Annotated in this window: 17 protein-coding genes; 9 read left to right on the top strand and 8 right to left on the bottom strand. The window is 48.0% G+C overall.

The annotated features are described in order from the left end of the window. Positions 1 to 47 precede the first annotated feature (47 nt). Complete coding sequence (locus ACR6Z4_RS07990) at positions 48 to 1352, bottom strand: phosphorylase family protein (RefSeq protein WP_479716713.1); 1305 nt, start codon at positions 1350 to 1352, stop codon at positions 48 to 50. A gap of 148 nt (positions 1353 to 1500) precedes the next feature. On the opposite strand from ACR6Z4_RS07990, the gene ACR6Z4_RS07985 reads away from it, so the two are divergent. Next, entirely contained in the window at positions 1501 to 2052 is a 552-nt protein-coding gene (locus ACR6Z4_RS07985; RefSeq protein ID WP_479716712.1) for a hypothetical protein, read from the top strand. A gap of 81 nt (positions 2053 to 2133) precedes the next feature. Here the strand turns inward: ACR6Z4_RS07985 and ACR6Z4_RS07980 are convergent, their stop codons facing one another. The 4 genes from ACR6Z4_RS07980 to ACR6Z4_RS07965 all read right to left on the bottom strand — a co-directional run bounded on the left by ACR6Z4_RS07980 (position 2134) and on the right by ACR6Z4_RS07965 (position 6304). Further along, entirely contained in the window at positions 2134 to 2739 is a 606-nt protein-coding gene (locus ACR6Z4_RS07980; RefSeq protein WP_479716711.1) for a Uma2 family endonuclease, read from the bottom strand. 102 nt (positions 2740 to 2841) lie between these two features. Further along, positions 2842 to 3930, bottom strand: a complete 1089-nt coding sequence (locus ACR6Z4_RS07975) for an aromatic ring-hydroxylating dioxygenase subunit alpha (protein ID WP_479716710.1) — start codon at positions 3928 to 3930, stop codon at positions 2842 to 2844. Positions 3931 to 4172: 242 nt separating this feature from the next. Further along, positions 4173 to 6110 (bottom strand): FAD-dependent oxidoreductase, encoded by a 1938-nt coding sequence (locus tag ACR6Z4_RS07970; RefSeq protein ID WP_479716709.1) that lies wholly within the window; start codon positions 6108 to 6110, stop codon positions 4173 to 4175. Between the two features lie 23 nt (positions 6111 to 6133). After that, complete coding sequence (locus ACR6Z4_RS07965; protein ID WP_479716708.1) at positions 6134 to 6304, bottom strand: hypothetical protein; 171 nt, start codon at positions 6302 to 6304, stop codon at positions 6134 to 6136. 163 nt (positions 6305 to 6467) lie between these two features. Between ACR6Z4_RS07965 and ACR6Z4_RS07960 the strand changes: the two genes are divergently transcribed. The 3 genes from ACR6Z4_RS07960 (at position 6468) to ACR6Z4_RS07950 (ending at position 9688) form a co-directional block, all read left to right on the top strand. Next, a complete protein-coding gene (locus tag ACR6Z4_RS07960; RefSeq protein ID WP_479716707.1) occupies positions 6468 to 6959 on the top strand; it encodes a hypothetical protein in 492 nt (163 codons plus the stop codon). Positions 6960 to 7213: 254 nt separating this feature from the next. Further along, positions 7214 to 8647: a LuxR C-terminal-related transcriptional regulator gene (locus tag ACR6Z4_RS07955; protein WP_479716706.1), complete on the top strand. Its 1434-nt coding sequence runs from the start codon at positions 7214 to 7216 to the stop codon at positions 8645 to 8647. Between the two features lie 9 nt (positions 8648 to 8656). Continuing rightward, complete coding sequence (locus ACR6Z4_RS07950) at positions 8657 to 9688, top strand: histone deacetylase family protein (RefSeq protein ID WP_479716705.1); 1032 nt, start codon at positions 8657 to 8659, stop codon at positions 9686 to 9688. Between the two features lie 157 nt (positions 9689 to 9845). Here ACR6Z4_RS07950 and ACR6Z4_RS07945 read toward each other — a convergent pair whose 3' ends face one another. Beyond that, positions 9846 to 10328 carry a hypothetical protein gene (locus ACR6Z4_RS07945; RefSeq protein WP_479716704.1) on the bottom strand — a complete coding sequence of 161 codons (483 nt, stop codon included), beginning with the start codon at positions 10326 to 10328 and terminating at the stop codon, positions 9846 to 9848. Between the two features lie 696 nt (positions 10329 to 11024). Between ACR6Z4_RS07945 and ACR6Z4_RS07940 the strand changes: the two genes are divergently transcribed. The 3 genes from ACR6Z4_RS07940 to ACR6Z4_RS07930 all read left to right on the top strand — a co-directional run bounded on the left by ACR6Z4_RS07940 (position 11025) and on the right by ACR6Z4_RS07930 (position 13179). After that, a complete protein-coding gene (locus tag ACR6Z4_RS07940) occupies positions 11025 to 12098 on the top strand; it encodes a fatty acid desaturase (RefSeq protein ID WP_479716703.1) in 1074 nt (357 codons plus the stop codon). 286 nt (positions 12099 to 12384) lie between these two features. Then, complete coding sequence (locus ACR6Z4_RS07935; protein WP_479716702.1) at positions 12385 to 12576, top strand: hypothetical protein; 192 nt, start codon at positions 12385 to 12387, stop codon at positions 12574 to 12576. A 450-nt stretch (positions 12577 to 13026) separates the two neighbouring features. Continuing rightward, entirely contained in the window at positions 13027 to 13179 is a 153-nt protein-coding gene (locus ACR6Z4_RS07930) for a hypothetical protein (RefSeq protein ID WP_479716701.1), read from the top strand. 12 nt (positions 13180 to 13191) lie between these two features. Here ACR6Z4_RS07930 and ACR6Z4_RS07925 read toward each other — a convergent pair whose 3' ends face one another. Continuing rightward, entirely contained in the window at positions 13192 to 13320 is a 129-nt protein-coding gene (locus tag ACR6Z4_RS07925; protein ID WP_479716700.1) for a hypothetical protein, read from the bottom strand. Between the two features lie 270 nt (positions 13321 to 13590). Between ACR6Z4_RS07925 and ACR6Z4_RS07920 the strand changes: the two genes are divergently transcribed. Next, a complete protein-coding gene (locus ACR6Z4_RS07920) occupies positions 13591 to 16824 on the top strand; it encodes a phosphorylase b kinase regulatory subunit alpha/beta (RefSeq protein WP_479716699.1) in 3234 nt (1077 codons plus the stop codon). Positions 16825 to 17003: 179 nt separating this feature from the next. Here ACR6Z4_RS07920 and ACR6Z4_RS07915 read toward each other — a convergent pair whose 3' ends face one another. After that, complete coding sequence (locus ACR6Z4_RS07915) at positions 17004 to 17369, bottom strand: RNA recognition motif domain-containing protein (RefSeq protein ID WP_479716698.1); 366 nt, start codon at positions 17367 to 17369, stop codon at positions 17004 to 17006. 248 nt (positions 17370 to 17617) lie between these two features. Here ACR6Z4_RS07915 and ACR6Z4_RS07910 point away from each other — a divergent pair, with 248 nt between their 5' ends. Further along, the gene (locus tag ACR6Z4_RS07910) at positions 17618 to 18931 is read left to right on the top strand and encodes a sensor histidine kinase (RefSeq protein WP_479716697.1); all 1314 of its coding nucleotides are present in this window, start codon (positions 17618 to 17620) and stop codon (positions 18929 to 18931) included. The last annotated feature ends 161 nt before the right edge of the window (positions 18932 to 19092 follow it).

Here is a 19092-nt window from a genome sequence, read left to right as displayed (position 1 = left end):
TAAACTTGGCTCATCCTCTTGGGAAATGGGAGATGAGAATGAGCCAGTTAAGGGTTTGCAGTAATCTCCTCAACCGTAGAACGGATACCCTTTGCAACATTCAAGAAGGCTTCATCTCGATCTGACCAAGTAGTAATTGGCTTTCCATCCTTGGGTAAAGCTTGAAGCTTGCTGAAAGGTAACCCATCCCAATCAACTGGACGAAGAATGATCGGAACAACTCTTGCTTCCTTAGACTCATGCCGCTCTATCGCACGACTGAGTTCTTTGCCCATGCAGTAGTCGGAGTCAATGAAGTCTGCACTAACCAACAGCAAAATGACGTGAGCATTCTCTAAATTGCGATCGATCTCACCTGCCCACTCCTTGCCTGCCCCAATTTTACGATCGTGCCACGCTTTGATAATGCCTTTGCGTTTCAAGGTACTGAGGTGAGTCTCTAATTGATCTCGTAACGCCTCATCCTTATGGGAGTAAGAGAAAAAGACTTCAATCTCTCCTCTTTGTGGCACTACTTTCATGTCAGAAACCTTTGAAGATGGTTTGGATGGCTGTGGGAGCTTTTCAGGAGGCATACGGAAGTCAATGTTACTAGTATCAGCGTTTTCACCCATAGAGTGCAACTTTGCCAACATCTCAAAGGCAAACGCACTGGCATGACGTGCAGCAATTTCCTGATAGCCCCGGTTATCTGCCTCAGTCTTGTTATAAATCAGATCAGAGATACCCCGAATCACCAACGCAGACACCTGCTGATTGGCACGAGCTGCATCTAGGAAGCCAAAGCCTTCCATTTCAACTGCAATAGCATCTCCATAGTACGATCGCAAAAACTGAAATATCTCCGATTTCGTTGAAGCAATCACCTTTTCACCAGCTGCGATCGGTGCAACGAAAACTTTAGGAGTGGGGGAAGGGACTGTTGATAATCTTTGTAGCCAATCTGGTTTTCTAGCTTCGACTCTGGCGCGCTGCTCTAAATTGTAGGTACTCAGCCCAATCTCCAGTCTGGGTTTGAATGTTTCCCCTGTCTTGCCAGACTCATATCCATAAACTTTTGTTGCTGCCACCACATCGCCGATCGCAACGTCTTTGATGCCTCCAGCGATGCCAACAAAGAAAAGGATGTCGGGCTTGAAGTAGGCGATCGCCCTTTCTGCCTCTAGGGCTGCACCGGAATTACCTGCTCCAATTTCAACAATGCCTACATCCCAGGTTTGAGCATTCGCCGCAAACGTTCCTCGCTCATAAATGGTTCCCTGAGCATGAACCTCTTCCTGAAGATCGGTTAGATGAGCACGAACCGCCAGATATTCAACAGATAGAGCAGTCAAAATAACGGCACGCGGCATCGCTAATCCTTGAAGGAATCTGAATAGTTACCATTCTGTCAACTTGGTTGGGTTTTGCCCAGAGTCTAGAGAATTTTTTCAGTTTTCTGTAGATCGTCTTCTTAATCCGTCACAATAGACACAGGGTTTTGCAATACCTGAGTTAGCCATGAGTGATAAAGATTCTGTACTAGAAATATTGCTGGCTGAGTACACCTGCCTGAAGTCTGAGCAAACTCAGCGGATTGGTTTTCGGGATAATTTGCTGTATGTCACGCTGGGTGTATTTGGTGCAGTGGTTTCGTTCGCGGCATCTGATCCATCGCACTACTACGCGTTTTTGGTAATTCCCTGGGTCTGTCTGATTCTGGGTTGGACGTATGTGGTTAATGATGAAAAGATTTCAGCGATCGGCAGGTATATTCGCTACAAGCTGGTAGATCGGTTAAAGGAACACACGGGGTACGAAGATCTAGAAACGTTGTTTGGTTGGGAGATTGCCCATCGGGATGACAAGCATCGCAAGCGCCGTAAAATTCAGCAATTGATTGTAGACGAAGTTACATTTGTCGTTTCGGGAATGATTGCTCTGGGGGCATTCTGGGTTTTAGTTCCCAATCCACCCTGGGGAGTGATGATAGTCTTCTGGGTAGAACTTGTCTTTCTCATCGTGTTAGGAATAGAAACCTTTGTGTATGCTGATTTACTCAAAGGGCGTTAACAGGTCACGTCGAAGTAGTCGGATATATCATTAACGGTATGGCGATCGCAAAACTGTTGTGAGAAGCGATCGTACCAGTTCTCAGGCTACTGGTGGGAAAAAGGCACTGAGGGAGAGCGAAACATCAGGAAACGCTAGAGGAGAGATCGAGTTGGGTTCAGTCAGGATCAGGTGACTGGTGTAGCCTATGGGGGTTGGGTTCCGATAGATGTGAAGTTGACGATGTTTGAGATCGAGCACCCAATAGTCGGTGATGCCAGCCTGGGCATAGAGTTTGTCTTTGATCTCGCAGTCTTGTTTTAGGGTCGAGTCTGCGACTTCTACCACCAGATTGATCTGCTCGGATCGGGGATGGTGCTCGGCGTAGTCTAAGACGGTGCCTTGAGCGATTACCAGATCGGGTTCTGGTTCGGAAAAATTGTCTAGTTCAATGGGGTCTTGTGTTCGGATTAATACAGTGTTGCCAAGTAGGTCGCGTAGCGCATTTGCCAAAAGTTGCAGCGCAGTCACATGAGGAGTTCCTTTAGCAGCCATCAGTACAATCTGTCCAGCAATTAGTTCAGTCCCTTCATTGGCGTCAAGAATGCCCAACTCACTCATGCGGTGGTAGTCTGTCACTGTCCAACGTTTAAGTAAGGTTGATTCTACCGTTACAGTGAAATTAGCAAGGGCACTTGAAGGTGACATGGCGGATGGCGGTAAGGTGGATTTTGAGTAACCTAAATATCCACTATTGTGACAATTTTAGCTACTTTAGCTACTCAATGCCAAAGCTGTAGGCAGCACCCATCAGCCTTTTTGAGAGTATTCGGCTTGCTGTCGGATTAAGCGTTGCACACTGGCGATCGCTCGATTAAGTTCGTAGGCTTTACGATCGGGGTTTTGCAAGTGGGCAGCTTGCTCTTGTTCCATCATTAATACATCTTGCACAATCAAGCCTTCAAGTAGCTTTTTGGCTGAGTTGAAAAACAAGTTTTTGATGGTGCGACGAAATTTTTCGGAGAGTTTGTGTAAGTTAGGGAATGCTTCTAGTGAGGTGAAGTGCAACAAGTAAGCACGGGTATGGGTTTCATCAATCGGACAAAACAAGCAATAAATCTTGAAGTCTTGCCCTAAGGTAGACATCCAGTGGGGATAGATATAACTCACATCTAATGGCTCAGGATGAAGCTTACGCAAGGCTGGAAAGAAAAGTTGAGAAACAGACCAGATGCGATCGATTTTGTAATAGCTTTGGGCTTGATAGTGGGCATGAACGCGATCGCCCGATTCTTCTATACTTTGCAATTTAGGATCTGCCCAGGCTTGATAGTTATCATGCAAGTGCCCATGATACATATCCATCAAGTTTTCAATCAGAAAGGAGAAGTGGGCTTGGCATTCCAATACGGCAACGGAGCCGATGTAGTTGAGATGCTCCCATTCCGGTACGCCCATCGGTTCGGGCAATGGGGTTGTGGAGGATGGGTTGATCTGACCGGGATACAACCAGATAAAGCCATCCTGTTCGCGTACGGGATAGGGTCGGATCTGACAGGTGGGTAATTTCTGATGCTCTGCCAGATAGGGCACGGTGGTGCATTGTCCGGTGCCGTCAAATCGCCAGCCGTGATAGGCACACTCTAATTCATTGCCGCGCACCTGTCCGCTACTGAGTTTGACCTGTCGATGGGGGCAGCGGTCTTCTAATGCCTGTACTTGACCCGATGAATCTCGATATAGGGCGATCGCTTGTTTCCATAGCGTCACCGCCAGGGGTTGATCGGTAACGTCACTGCTCCGGGCGACCACATACCAATGATGGGGGTTAATCCCCAATTGGCGGAGATGCTGTGGTTCTGTCGAAGTTGTGGGCAGGTGCGCAAATTCGGTCTGCATAGAAGCAACAGGCAAATGAATGACGGTGAAATCAAGTGGATCGGGGTGGGCTTAGATTCCTGACATTTTGAAAATGCTGGGGATCTGAGGAAGCGGGATTATACCCTTAGGATCGTGGATTAAATAAGATCGACGATTGAATTGTTTGGAGGGGCGAACGGTCGTTCGCCCGTACAACAAATCATCGGCGTTATTTAATTCCCATTCCCTAACATCTTAAAGATATCGGGGATCTGGAGAGATTAGATTTGTAGCATCCCTTGAGGATTGACAGAGAGCAGTGGACGACGTTGTAACCCTTCTTGCTGAAGCACGGCATTGGCTGCCAGCAAGCCGCTACTGATCGCCCGTTCCATCAAGCCGCAGGGGAATGGCATTTTCACCCAATCTCCGGCAAACATCAGGTTAGAAGCTATTGTACGGGTTTCAGGGCGATCGCTATAACTACCGGGGGGAAACCCGGCAAAATTCTTTTGATTCACCAATTCCCGGTGCAGCATGGTTGCCGCTTTCAAATCCGGCACAATTTCGTATAACTCTTGCTCAAAGGTGTTGAGTAAGGCTTGCTGGGTCGGAAATTCTTTTTCCTTATAGCAATAGGCATGAAGTTCTACCACGCTGCCGCCGGTGCGGCTTGCCCAGTCGATGTAATCGTCCTGAATGCGGTGATAGAGCGTAATACTATCGGTCAGGCGATAGCCAGAGAGGGAGGTAAAATCGCTATGCTCCCAATCAAAATCGCGATCAAACCAGAAGCGCACGACGGCAAACGGATCTGCCACCTGAAGCTGGCTAACTTGCTGCGCTAATGGGGTAGGAACGGTGCCTTCAGCCAGGGAAAATAGATGTTGAATGCCGGGAATATCGGCAGCAAAGATAAAATAATCGGCAGCCAGGGTTTGATTTGCCACGGTCGTGGATTGGACGGCAGCTAGCTGTACCTGGTCATCTTTGCGATCGAGAACCCGGAAGCGGGGAAGGTTTTGCTGAGCGGGTCCCTGCAACACTTTGCCATCGGCATTATAGGCAGCCCCATGACAGGGACAGAGGAAGGCACCATCGTCTTGTTGATGCACGGTACACCCCTGATGGGTGCAAGAGAGCGAAATGGCGTCGCGGCTACCGGGGGCGATCGCATACATGGCATCTCCGGCACCAAAGTATTCCATTTTGTCAGAGCTGAGCAGCGGATTGCGTTTCACCCAAAAGGGCACCGAACTGCTGGCAGCACCTTGATAGTAGTCTAACGAGACAATGCGATCGCCTTGCCAGTTAACCTGACTGACGGTTGCCTCGGTTAGAATCGCCCCCCCGTTTTGTTGAATACTCTGGGCGATCGGATCGACCAGACTGCGCCCCATGTCTTGCTTGGTGCCATTAAAGGCAAGCCCTTCGGGATTGCCAAAGAAATAGAAATGGAAAAACTGCATCAACTCCCCGGCACTCATCACATCCGGCGAATTGAGGCTGGACTTGGCAAAGGGTAAGAAATACAGGTCATATAAACCTTGGGGAAAGTCATTTGCGACCCATTGCGTCACCGAAAGCTGATCCAGCCGGTCAAAACTTTTTTGGGGATGGAACCCGGTAATTTCACGAAACACCTGCCAGTGAGCATATTTTGCGAGATTCAGACCCCATTTCAGCCGATTACCTGACGACACCGTCAGATCTACAATATTCCATGGAAACGCGGAGTGGCTGGGGCGAAAGACTTCGGGTTGGTATTTAGGATCGCGATACACCACCGAATAAAAATTGAGCGGCTTGAAATTATCGCGTGCGCCCAATTCTTCGGTCAGGCTCCAGAGGTTATAGTATTGCGGGAAAAAGCCATGAAACCCGTGTTCCATTTGAAACGACTCATCGTTCACTTGAATCGTCCAACTGGCAATTTTACCGCCCAACTGGGCTGCCCGTTCCAGCAGCGTCACCTGAAACCCTCGCTGGCTGAGTTCGTAGGCACATGCCAGACCGGCTAACCCACCGCCTACGACAACGACGTGCTTGGCGTCACGGGTCTGCCAGGGCAACGATAAGGCATCTTGTTGATGTAAGGTTGGTTGCGGCTTGGCGAAGCGAGAATAACCGACTAACCCACCGATAGTGCCGATACCAAAAAGTTTGAGTAACGTTCGTCGAGAGACAGAACGGGAAACAGGATCAAATAGCTGGCTCATTCAGTCAACAATTATTCGGATATTCAGATCAAGACACACTCTTTTTGATAGCGATCGCCACATCGGGTCGGGGTGCGGGGATAAACCCCCAGGTTGAAGGCGTAGCCTTCAGATCCCCCTTTCTGACCCCATTTTGATGGCGATCGCCCTGTCAAGATGCCTAGGGCTAGACAGCTTGGACGCATTAGAGGCATATTAGACGACCCCTTCGTAGATGTAAAGTTCAATGAAGCGTAATTGGTGTGCCGCTGCCCTCTGCCTTTGTATAGATTAACCACAGGGGTGACGGTTTAGATCGGTTGTTAATTTTTTGGAAAGGCGCGCTCCGCAAGCCTTTCCAAAAAATTAACAACCCATTTGAAACACTACTATCACGGGTTCACCTACCCAAACTATGGCATTATTCATTTTACGCTCTTCCTAAAACCTTCATTTGATAAAGTACGAGGCGATCGCATGGCAACGGGTTCAATTGTGAAACTAACGGTTCATTTCACAGATGAAGACTTGGAAGAGGAGGAGCAAGATGAAGAAGCTGAAAGGCTTCTGGCAGAGTTGAATGAAATGGAAGAAGTGGAATTTGTCGATCGCGTGCCTGACCTGAATCTGCCAGAGGGAAGTCAACCGTTGGGGCAGGTTTTGGTGGGGGTGTTGATGGCTGAGGTGAATGTCGCAGATGCCCCCAAAGTCATGGCATTGTTGGGCGATCGTCTGGAGGGAAAGCCAATGGAGCTGGAGATAGAGGTAAATGGCAAAATCCTCAAAGTCTCTGCCCAGAACGGCGAAGAATTAAAGATGGCGATGCAAATGGCTCAGGATTTTGTCACTCTTTATACCAATCAAATATGAAGCTGCAACTGTTTAAGAGGGGGTGTGGGGGTTTCACCCCCACGAAGGGGGCAACGCCCCCTTCACCCCCTTTTCCAATTCGGCGCACCGTCCCAGAAACTTAACAGCAGATTTGAAACACTACCGCAACATCAAATAAAAATTATTTGCAATTATGATGGGTGGCGTAGTGCAGGATACAGAGTTAAATTATAAAACTGCGTCTCAATTAGATGAATTACGCCTAATCCACACAATCTCTGGTGAGCAGTGCCATGTCTGAGCCTATTCCCAGAATGCTCGATTCTACTCGACTCCTATTTGACCTCCAACGCGGGAATGAGATTGCGCAGAGTTTTTCTGGTTGTTTAGAGCCAGAGGCGATCGCCTGTCGAGTTACCGATGGGTTGGTCGAGAAATTTGATTGCGCCTTTGCTCGCATTTGGTTGGTTGAGCCAGATCAATCGGCGTTGAAATTGGTGGCGTCTTCGGGGATGTATACCCACACCAATGGGGCATTTGCCAGGGTGCCGATGGGGGCTTATAAGGTGGGCAAAATTGCTCAAAATCGGGTTTCGTTTTTGAGTAATCATCTGGCAGATGAGTCGTGGGTTAAAGATCGAGACTGGGCGATCGCCAATAATATCCGAGGGTTTGCCGGATATCCGTTAATTATTGAAGATCGGGTGATTGGGGTATTGGCAACCTTCAGCCACCATGCCATGGCACCTGAATTTTTAGAAATCTTGCAAATTCTCTGTACAACGGTAACTGTGGCGTTAGATATGGCGCTGACGTATCAGCAGGAAAAGCAAAAATGGCAAATCAATGCCAATCCTTTATTGCTCAATACCTTGTCGCTTTCAGATCAGCTTGCCAGTATTCTTAGATCGGCTCGACTGACGCTGGTGGGTACAGAGCAACCCCTGAGTTTTTCGCTCAATTGGATCTTTTTACGAGCGGCTGAAGTGCTCAATCAATTGGATTGTAGCTATTGTCGGTTGACCTATAGTGCCGATGCGATCGCCTTAGAAGCCATCATTTCTCCGCCCGATCAAGCGGCTGAGGAAACCAAAACCTGGCTTCGATCTGCATTTGGTGAATTGTTTTTGACGGTAGCTTTTTTGGGAGGAATTTTACACAACCATACTGACCTGCATCGCCGGGTGATTCAGGTCTTGCTAAAAATTCCCTATCCCACCTGCGATCTGGGTTTGGGCTTGCGGATTCAATGCCGATCGTCTGTCTTGCAAACGGGTTTTACCCACCTTGCTTATTTGGCAGGGCTAACGGTATTTGACATGGCTCAAGATGATTTACCGTTGCTGACGGATGATGTAGACCAGATCCCGTCAGCCCGCCATGTGTTGTGGGTGCAGCAAGGGGAAAAGGTGCCATCTGCTCAGATTCGGGCACAGGTGGCGTTGTCGATCAGTCCGGCGGAGTTACGCGAGGCGGTTGAGGTTGTGCTGGCAGGGCAAACCTGGGGGGTCGGGGTTGAGCCGGAGCCGCAGATGGTGCTGTCTGAACGAGAACGAGAAATTATGACGTTGCTGGCACATGGTCTGCGCGATCGCGACATTGCCGGTAAATTGGTGATTAGCGAAAGCACCGTCAAATTTCATATCAACAATACCCTGAGCAAGCTTAAAGCTCGGACTCGGTATCAGGCACTCCACGAAGTGATTGTCAATGGCTGGATTTCATAGGTATAAGGTATGCTCACTATTTACAGCTCAGATCATCAATTCCAGGATGCTCAATGCGAACTGATTGATGGTAAGTTTGTCCCGGCGTTTGAATGCCCCAAACGGGTTGAGATGATCTTGTTGCAAGTGCAACAGTCTGGGCTGGGCGAAGTGTTATCTCCCAACGATTTTGGGCTGGAACCGATCCTGCGAATTCATGACGAAGCCTTTGTCCAGTTTTTGCAAACTGCCTGGGATGACTGGGTAGACCAGCATGGGGCGTATGATGCCTTACCCCTGAATTGGGCAACGCGAACCATGCGTCACGATCGCATTCCCGATGTGATTGATGGCAAGCTGAGTTATTACTCGTTTGATGCGGCTACACCCATTACCGCAGGCACCTGGCAGGCTATTACGGCATCGGCTAATGTGGCGCTTACGGGACAGTCCTGGTTACGACGGGGAGAGCGATCGGTATTCGCCTTATGTCGTCCGCCCGGACACCACGCTGCACGAGATTTTTACGGGGGCTATTGTTTTTTTAATAATGCGGCGATCGCGGCTCAAGCGTTACGAGATGGGGGTGCAGAACGGGTTGCTATTTTAGATGTTGATTACCACCACGGCAATGGCACCCAGTCGATTTTTTATGATCGACCAGACGTATTATTTGTGTCGTTACATGCGCATCCGCTTCAGGAATATCCTTTTTTTTTAGGGTATGAGGATGAAAAAGGTATGGGTATGGGGGAAGGATTTAATTACAACTATCCGATGCCCTGGGGAACGACCTGGACAACGTATACGGCAGCGCTAAGCGAAGCGTTACAACAGATTCAGATCTATGCTCCGGATGCGTTGGTGGTATCGTTAGGGGTGGATACGTTTGAACAAGATCCTATTTCTAAGTTTTTACTTAAAGAGCAGGATTATCAAAAAATTGGAGCAGCGATCGCTTCGTTAAGGAAACCGACTCTTTTTGTCATGGAAGGAGGGTATGCGGTCGAAGAAATTGGCATCAATACGGTGAATGTATTGCGTGGGTTTGAGAATGCATAGCGGCTCGCTGATGATCGCGATGAAATTTAGTGTGGGTGCCGCGCGGAGCGCGGCACCCACACTAAATTTCACCTAGTACACCAACTTAAAAGTTTTAGAGGGAGTTTGGGGGCGCAGCCCCCAAACCCCCATGTTGCAAAATTTCGTGTTTGCAACACTAGTTCTTTGTTAACTGGTGTTGCATTGCCCAGATGCCTGCGGCACTGAGAGCGGCACAGAAGCAGCCCAGGCTCACTTGGGAGTTGCCAACGGAGAGGCAGACAAATCCGGCGATCGCCAATAATAGCGCTGAACTTTTGGCGATCGCCAGCATTCTAGCCAACGTTTGGTTCGCGTTGGTGATGCGTTGCACCAGATCGGCATCGTTGCCGATCGTTGCGGCAGAATGGAGCGCTGACTGGGTTGTTTGATATTTCACCAGATCGAGCTGGTAGTAAGTGCCTAACTCCGGATCGCGCAGATTAGCGACCGAATGCAACCCAAAGCGTTTGGCATGGGCGATCGCCTCTCGAATTTGCTGCTTGGTCGCCAGCGGGTGCAGTGCTTCAAACACCGATTCTCGGTAAACGCCAGTTTTTGCCATGTCCAAAATCTGTTGGCTGAGTTCGGTAAGCGACAATCGCCTGGTAATTAAACTCATAATTTTCTCTAGGAGAGTACAATCCCTCAACCGTTATCGGCACCATCGCTTTACGCCATCGAGTCGGGACAGGTGCTGTGTTGAAAAGTGGCACGGAGTAACATTTTCACATACAGCAACCGTCGAGACGGTTAAATCAGGGGGTTGTGTGAGAACCCGCGCTCCGCGCGGGTTCTCACACAACTTTTGTCTCTAGCGGTTTTCAGTCGAGTAGAGGATAGATTATATTTTGAAAGCCATGTGGCGCATAGTTTTCGAAACACGATCTGGTTCTAGCCGAGTGCGAAGCGCTGTAGTACAAGTATATTAAATCGAGCCAGGTTCGCCTTATTTTTTGGTGAAATTTTTATTAGATTTGCTGTTACATTTATTTATGAAGACCCATTAAGCCCTACAATAACTGACGACTAGGTATTAGATCTCTTTCAGATTAGGTTGGGCGGGGACTTTGCCCCCGCCCAACCTAACCTCAAAAACTTAACGTGCAAGAGGTCTATTTAAGATTGTGGATTGGATAAAACCCAGGGTTTGTTTTTGAGGTTTGGCAATACCTCTCCTCCAAAAATAAATGTTGGGTTTTGTTTTATACAGAAACCACAATTGCACTGCGGTTAAGCCAGACAGTATTTGGGAACTCTTGCTCAGTGAGGATTCTCACCTACTAGCCTTGTATATTTTGTTTAGAAACTTGACAACGTGACCTCTAACCTATTTACCCATTCTTCTGTACGCCAGTCTTTACCATTCACCCTACAAGATGTACGCAGCGCTATTCCAGCGCATTGTTTTCAGTCAAATTTAGGGCGATCTCTATCTTACTTTTTCTTAGATATTGGGATTATTGCACTTCTCTATTGGGTAGCTGCCACGCTGAACAGCGTATGGTTTTTTCCCATTTTTTGGTTGATGCAAGGCACCATGTTTTGGGCGCTCTTTGTCGTTGGGCATGACTGTGGGCATGGTTCCTTTTCAAGATATCGCTGGTTCAATCACATCATTGGGCATCTCAGCCACACGCCGTTGCTGGTGCCCTATCACGGTTGGCGAATTAGCCATCGCACCCATCATGCCAACACGGGCAATATTGAAACGGACGAAAGCTGGTATCCCGTGACCGAAAGCCAGTACAAGCAAATGTCGTGGTACGAGAAGTTAGCTCGATTTCACTTAATTTTGTTTGTCTATCCGCTCTACCTATTTCGGCGATCGCCTGGGAAACAAGGATCTCATTTTCTGCCCAATCGACACTTGTTTCGTCCCCATGAAAAATGGGATGTGTTAACCAGCACGATTTGCTGGACGTTGATGTTGGTGTTTCTGGTCGGTTTGGGGATACAGTTTGGCTTCGTGTTTCTGTTGCAGTATTACTTGATGCCCTACATCGTCTTTGTGATGTGGCTTGATTTGGTCACGTTTCTGCACCACACGGATGCCGATATTCCCTGGTATCGTGGCGAAGATTGGTATTTTCTCAAGGGTGCGCTGTCTACGATTGATCAAGATTATGGCTTTGTGAATCCCATTCATCACAATATTGGGACTCATGTGGCACATCATATTTTTCTTAGCATCCCTCATTACCATCTGTTAGAGGCAACGGAAGCAATTAAACCCGTTTTAGGAGAATACTATCGGGTTTGTCCAGACCCCATCTGGAAAGCGTTATGGCAGGCGTACCGCAAGTGTTACTTTGTCGCGGATCAGGGTAGCGAAGTGTACTATCAAGCTCCCCAACGACGATTGAAGCGTCGCGATCGCCATAAAGTTTAGTCTGCAATTCTTTTTGAACGTGCGATGGCTCTGCCGTCGCACTCTCAATTTACCCAGGCGCAAAGCGCTATAAGATCCCAGTTTTGGCATGGCGTGGCTCCACCGCACCTCCACAAAACTGGGATTTTTTTAGAAAAAAGATCCCGAAGTTCTGTTTCAATGAATATAGCTTTACGTACTCACGTTAAGACGTTGGGTGTGGGGCAGTGCCCCCATACCGCCTGATCAGCCGTGACTTCCATTTAATTGGTATAGATCTGAATCAATCAGAGGTGAAACGATTCTGATGAATGACAGTTTAAGTGTAGTGATCAAAATTTTGATTGCGTCTGCTGGATTGGCGATCGCCATTAAGTATGGCTTGCCCTATTTCAATATTCCAGCAACGGCAACGGTTGCCTTGATTAGCGTGCTATTGCCAACCGGGGTGATGGCGATGATTTTGGCGTGGAAGACCTGGCGTTCTCAGCTGGGTTAATTGCTCATCTGGCAATTTTAACGGGTCGGTGAATGCTTTGCGGCGCAAGGCGCGTTATTTTCTGCAAATTCATCCCAGATTCAGCCATGGTTTTGGTTAACTAAATGACATCACTTTTTGATAACAAGCATCAAGATTTTCTCTATTTTGCCAGCTGAACCCAAAAGGCAACTTAAAATTAAAAACCTAAGGATCGAAACTATTTATTAATAGCGCTACGCACTCAGACCTCAGGATGGTCGGTATGGAAACGATTCCTTTAGCATATCGTTTCAACACGCTATCTATCCCAATTTAATGGCGTCGGGCTATAGAATACATCTTGTTTTAGCAGGGCAGTGATGCCCTATGTCTAAAGCAAAGCTTGGCTTTATCAATGTGGAGATCCTGGCACGGTGAGGAGTGTCATGTTTATTAACCCATACTGAAAAACTCAAACAGGTGAAAATTATGAAACCAATGATTTGGCATCCTGAAGAGCGCGACCACAAGGTGAATCAATATTTAGATCGGATCAATCATGCACCTTACGAAATCATTATTGGTCTAGTCATCGGATCGATTTTTCTGTTGACTGCAATTCTCTTAATGGGTAGTTTTTAGAGATATTGAATCCTAGACACTGAAGCTCTGAAGTAGGCTTGTAAAGCAAGTCCGCTTCAGAGTTTTGTGTTGCATTGGTTTTGTCTGATGTGGGTCTGGAATGGGCGATCGCACAGGCGTATCAGGATCTAACACGTCCATTCATCTGGCTCAGACTAAGACCTCTGAATCTATAGCAATTTTCAAGGGCGTGAAGTACGAGTTATTGTGAGAGAGCCGCGCTCCGCCCGGCTCTCTTATAATAACCTGGCGCGAAGCGCTATAGTGGCTGTGGACGTGGTTGCAGAGAACCTGATGGGGGAGAGGTCAGTCAATGGATGAATGAATTTGTATGTGAAACTGAAATCGCGATCGCCAAGTTCACTGCCAGAATCAATAACGCCGTCTCACAGACTTTCTGAATAAATCGACATGTCAACTGTTCCCTCTAGCTTTGAACCATTTGAAGAGCCACTGAGGTCTCCCAAACACCGTCTGGATGATTACTATCGGCAAATTCAAGCCGTTATTCTAGCGCGTCAAAATCCCATTACAGGGCTGATCCCTGCCAGTACTGCAATCACTGCCCATGGCAACTACACCGACGCCTGGGTTCGCGATAACGTTTACAGCATCCTGGCTGTATGGGGGCTTGCCCTTGCTTACCGCAAGATCAACAACGATCAGGGGCATGCCTACGAACTAGAGCACAGCGTGGTCAAACTCATGCGAGGGCTCCTGTTTGCCATGATGCGGCAGGCGCACAAGGTAGAAAACTTTAAAGTGACGCAAGATCCCCTGGACGCCCTCCATGCCAAATATGCCCTGGATACAGCCGATACGGTCGTGGGCGATGACGAATGGGGTCATTTGCAACTCGATGCCACGTCTATCTATCTGTTGATGTTGGCGCAAATGACGGCGTCTGGATTGCAGATTATCTATACTCTGGATGAAGTCAATTTCATTCAAAATCTCGTCTACTATATCGGCAGAACCTACCGCACTCCCGACTACGGCATCTGGGAACGGGGTAACAAAATCAACCACGGCAACCCTGAACTCAATGCCAGCTCGATTGGCATGGCAAAAGCAGCACTGGAGGCTATGAGTGGTCTGGATTTATTTGGCATTCGGGGTAGTCAGGCGTCGGTGATTCATGTCTTGCCCGATGAAATTGCTCGTGCCCGAGTTACGTTAGAATCATTGCTGCCGAGAGAGTCTGCCTCTAAAGAAACTGATGCGGCGTTGTTAAGTATCGTTGGATTCCCTGCGTTTGCCGTTGATGATTTAGTGCAGATCGAAAGAACTCGTAACACGATCATCAACAAATTACAAGGGCGCTATGGGTGCAAGCGATTTTTGCGCGATGGGCATCAAACGGTGTTGGAAGATGTCACCCGCTTGCATTATGAACCCAGAGAGCTGAAGCAGTTCGAGCATATTGAATGCGAATGGCCGTTGTTTTTTACCTACCTCTGGCTCGATGCTTTATTTCGCAGTGATTTATCTCAAGCCAGCGATTATCAACACCGTCTGGAATCATTGCTGGTCGAGAGAGATGGATTCTGGTTATTACCAGAGCTGTATTATGTTCCGTCTGATCAAATTGCAGCTGAACGGGAAAATCCCCATAGCCAAACCCGATTGCCCAACGACAATATTCCTTTAGTCTGGGCGCAGAGTTTGTATTTGTTGGGGCGGTTATTGCAAGATCGGTTGCTGGCACCGGGGGATATCGATCCGCTTGCTCGACATCTCAAACTGGGGCACCATTCTGAATCGCTGGTGCAAATTGCCTTGTTAGCCGAAGACGAAGAGTTGCAATCAGAACTGGCAACCTACGGAGTGCAAACTCAAACGCCAAAGCAGGTTGAACCTATCCGCGTGAGACAGGCAGGAGAACTGTCTGCGGTTTATACGCAAATTGGGCGGAATGATAAGCTCAATCTGACCGGACGTCCTGTGCGTCGGCTTCGCAGCTTGACGACGTCTAGAATTTTTAAAATTCGCGGTGAAACGATTGTTTTCTTGCCGTCTTGTCTCGATCAGCAACAGTTTTATTTAACCCTGGATTACCACTTTTTAGTGGCACAGATTAAGGGCGAATTGGCATATATTCAACGTCACTGGTATCAACTCGGACGCCCGACGATGACGCTGATGTTGACCCATGCCATGTTTGAAGATCGGTTGCCGTTGCTGGAATTGATTCAGGAGCTGAAGGATGGTATTTGCGGTGGCGTGATTGTTAAGGTTGGGCGCTTGCAAGAGTTGATGTTGACCGCAGGCAGCGAACGGATTGACTTTATTCATGATTTCCATCTGACCCCGTCGTCTGAGCAAGACTTGTTACCAACCAAACAAAATTTAGCCTTTCATCCTGAGCGAAACTGGCAACTGAGCAGTACGCAAGAATTTATGTTGGAATGTGAAACCAACATTCCGTTATTGCTGACGAGTCTACGGCAGTCAGAAAACTTGTATGAGCAGATTGATTTATTGGAAACGTTGGTACGGTTACGCGGCTTGGAGTTTGATACGGGGTTGGGGGGACCGCATCATCCTGTTACGGTGGCGGCTTTACTCGATGAAGTGTACAACAAAGCGGCTCAACTACGCCTTTGGGCAATCATTCGCAGAGCCGCTGGGTTGTTGAATAAAGTCGATGTGGGTTTGTCAGATGCGGTAACAGATATCATTGTGCGACAAAAGCAAATTTCGGTAGGGAAAGCCTACAGTCAGGCGTCTTTGATGGTTAGCCCGATGTCGCATATTGAGGTGATGGATAAGATCTGTGAGTTTGTAGGGCAGGATGTACGCGATCGCCCGTTGACCCAAGAAATTTTGATTTATCTCAGTGTGTTAATTAAAACAGATCCACATTTATTCAAAGGCTTTTTGACCCTACGGGTGGGCTACTTGATTTTGCTGATTACCAGCCAACTGGCAGCAGAATTGCACGTCACCCAGGATGAAGCGTACGAACAATTAATGCACCTCAGTCCTTTTGAAGTAAAAACCCGTTTACATCAAGCCCTGACCGGCTATGACACGCTCAATCGTTCGTTGCTTCAGCAAGAATCACTCCATGTGAAGCAGCAGCAAGATATTCAATGGGTGATTTCAGATTCGGCTCAAGAAGGCGAACCTGCGGTGAACTGGTGGCACAAGCGTCAGCTAGATGGCGCACTCAACCGGGTTCCGCAAAACTTTTATCCCAATGTTTGGCAAGTTTTGCAGCATAGTAAAGGGTTAGTCATCGGCGATAAGCTCGACCGCCGGAATCGCTTGGACAGTGAGCCTCTAATTTCCGAGATGACACCGGGAGAAAAGAATTTTGCTTTGCGGATCGAGCATTTGCTCAACAAAATTCAAGCTCCAGAATATCGACAAGTGAATATTGAAGCTTTGATGGAGCTTGCCGCGATTATTGAACGAAACCCAGCGTTGCAAGTAGAAGAGTATGTGGTGCTGGATGTGTTGATTGGTCATGCCGTTCGCTTGCACTGGTTGGAGCATCATCCTGCTGATGAAGAGCGGTATAACGAAGTGAAGTCAACCGCTTGGCGTTCTTTTTATGCAACCTCTCCCTACAGTTGCGCAGTTTATATTGCCAAAGCCATGCAATTCCTGACGGAACTGGGGCAAAGTGCTGCGGCTTAAGAGCCCAAACCCTAGCAGTTTTCACTGGCGTGAAACACACGGTGTTGAGTGAGAGCCGCGCGGAGCGCGGCTCTCACTCAACGAATTAATTTACGATTCTTAATAAAAAACAGGATTAACGGGTTGCTTAAGTAACTCATTAATCCTGCTAATTAATATAATGGACTATCGTCTGAGTTCTAATAACGACGCTCAGAACGGCTGTCACGGAAGGAATCGCTACGTCCCTTACCGCCGCCGCCGCCCCAGCCGCTATTTCCACCACCGCTACCGCCAGACCAGGAGGAAGAACGGGGTTTTTGTTCACGCGGCTTGGCTTTGCTGACTTTCAAGTCGCGTCCCATCCATTCTGCCCCGTCTAATGCTTCGATCGCCGCTGTTTCTTCAGCGTCCGTTCCCATTTCGACGAAACCAAAACCGCGTAAGCGTCCGGTTTCGCGATCCGTTGGGAGTTGAACCCGTTTCACAGTACCATACTCAGCAAAAACCTCGGTAACATCCTCGACCGTAACCTGATATGAAAGGTTACCCACGTAGATTGACATTCGGAAATCTCTCCAGAACCAGATAGTGTAGCGATTGAGACTCGGAGAGATGCCTGCAAAACTTAACAAACAAACCCGACCGATCTTAATGCTTTTTGTAACCCTAGCACAGAACTTTGATTAGATGTAGAGATGTTAAGTTTTTTGTTGTTCTGGTGCTTAAAGAGTTAGGAGTGGGGTTTGTAGCGTTGGTTGTACTAAGCTAGCGGCAGGTGATTAGCTCTATTTCATGATTACCGTTTGTGTCTATGTTTCAAGCTACGCGTCGCCGTCTCGCTCTTTGGTATACCTGCGTTACGGCAGTGTTGTTGTTGCTCTTTGCCAGCGGATTTTATCTTTACGTCCGTAGTACGTTGGTGGAGCGCATTGACGATACGTTGAATCATGTAGTTGAGGTTGTCAGGCGATCGCTGGTGATTGATTTACTGGATGCTGATGCTCCCCAGCTGAATCTAGAGGCTAGTTTTCGAGATAATGCCGATGTTGTAGACGATGACCACATTGATTTGGAGTGGTTTAACTCAACCGGAGAGTTGATTTGGACGACTTTTTCGCAACCGCTTGCAGTCCCTTTGCATGTGAATGAAGGGGAAACGGTACATCTAACCCAGGATCAATTGCTGCGCCAGGTAACGCGCCGGATTGAGGTAGGACGGAACGTATTGGGATATTTGCGCGTTAGCCATCCCTGGTTTGAAGTGACCAAACCGAGCCGTCAACTGATTTGGGACTTGGCGTTGGGCACTGCCTTAATGGTTGGTGCTGTGGCTGCCATTGGGTGGTTGCTGTCTGGCTTAGCCATGGCTCCCATACGGGATTCTTATCAACGCTTGAAACAATTTACTGCCGATGCATCGCACGAATTACGTAACCCGATTGCGGTGATCCAAACCAATGTGCAAGTGGCACTCGCCGATCCCGATCCGCAACTTCAGCAACAACAGTTGAAAGTGGTAGAACGCCTGACGCGTCGCCTGGGACGATTGGTGGATGATTTACTCTTTTTGGCGCGGCAGGATAGTGGCATTACCCCCCTGAAAATGCATGAGGTGGCACTGGATGAATTGTTGGTTGAGCTGGTAGAAGAACAAAAAGCGATCGCCTTTGAAAAACCAATTTATCTATCACTCAGTTTTGAAACGCCGAATGAATCAGATGATCAGGTGTACTGCATCCAGGGCGATCGCGATCAATTGATTCGCCTATTTACCAATCTGATCAGCAATGCCATGCAATATACACCGCCTCACGGTGAAGTCCAAATCATGCTCAAGCAAATCAAATCCCACGGAATTAACCAATTGCAAGCGAATGTTATTGATACTGGCATTGGCATTCCAGCCGAGTCGATGCCTCATATTTTTGATCGGTTTTATCGGGTTGATCCCGCCAGAAGTCACACCGGATTTAGTCGAGAAAGCACTGATAAACCTGGGTCGGGGCTGGGGTTAGCGATCGCCAAAGTCATTGTCGAAAACCACCAGGGGCAAATTCAGGTGGACAGCACCGTTGGCAAAGGTACGACGATGACCATCATGTTACCCCAGGATCTGAACTTGTGAGATTTAGCAGCTTATCAGCACTATCATCACTACCATCAATGCTAAGGATCGTAGATTTAATAAAACCCGATTCTTTTTGAGGGAGCGGCGGCGGAGCCGCCGCTCCCTCAAAAAGAATTACAGGTTAATTCCTTTGTGATCCTAAAGATTCTGATAAAAAT

The organism is Calyptranema fuscum S582 (assembly GCF_055793305.1).
Note: the sequence above shows the minus strand (reverse complement) of the source record. Positions and strands in the feature narration are given on the sequence as shown.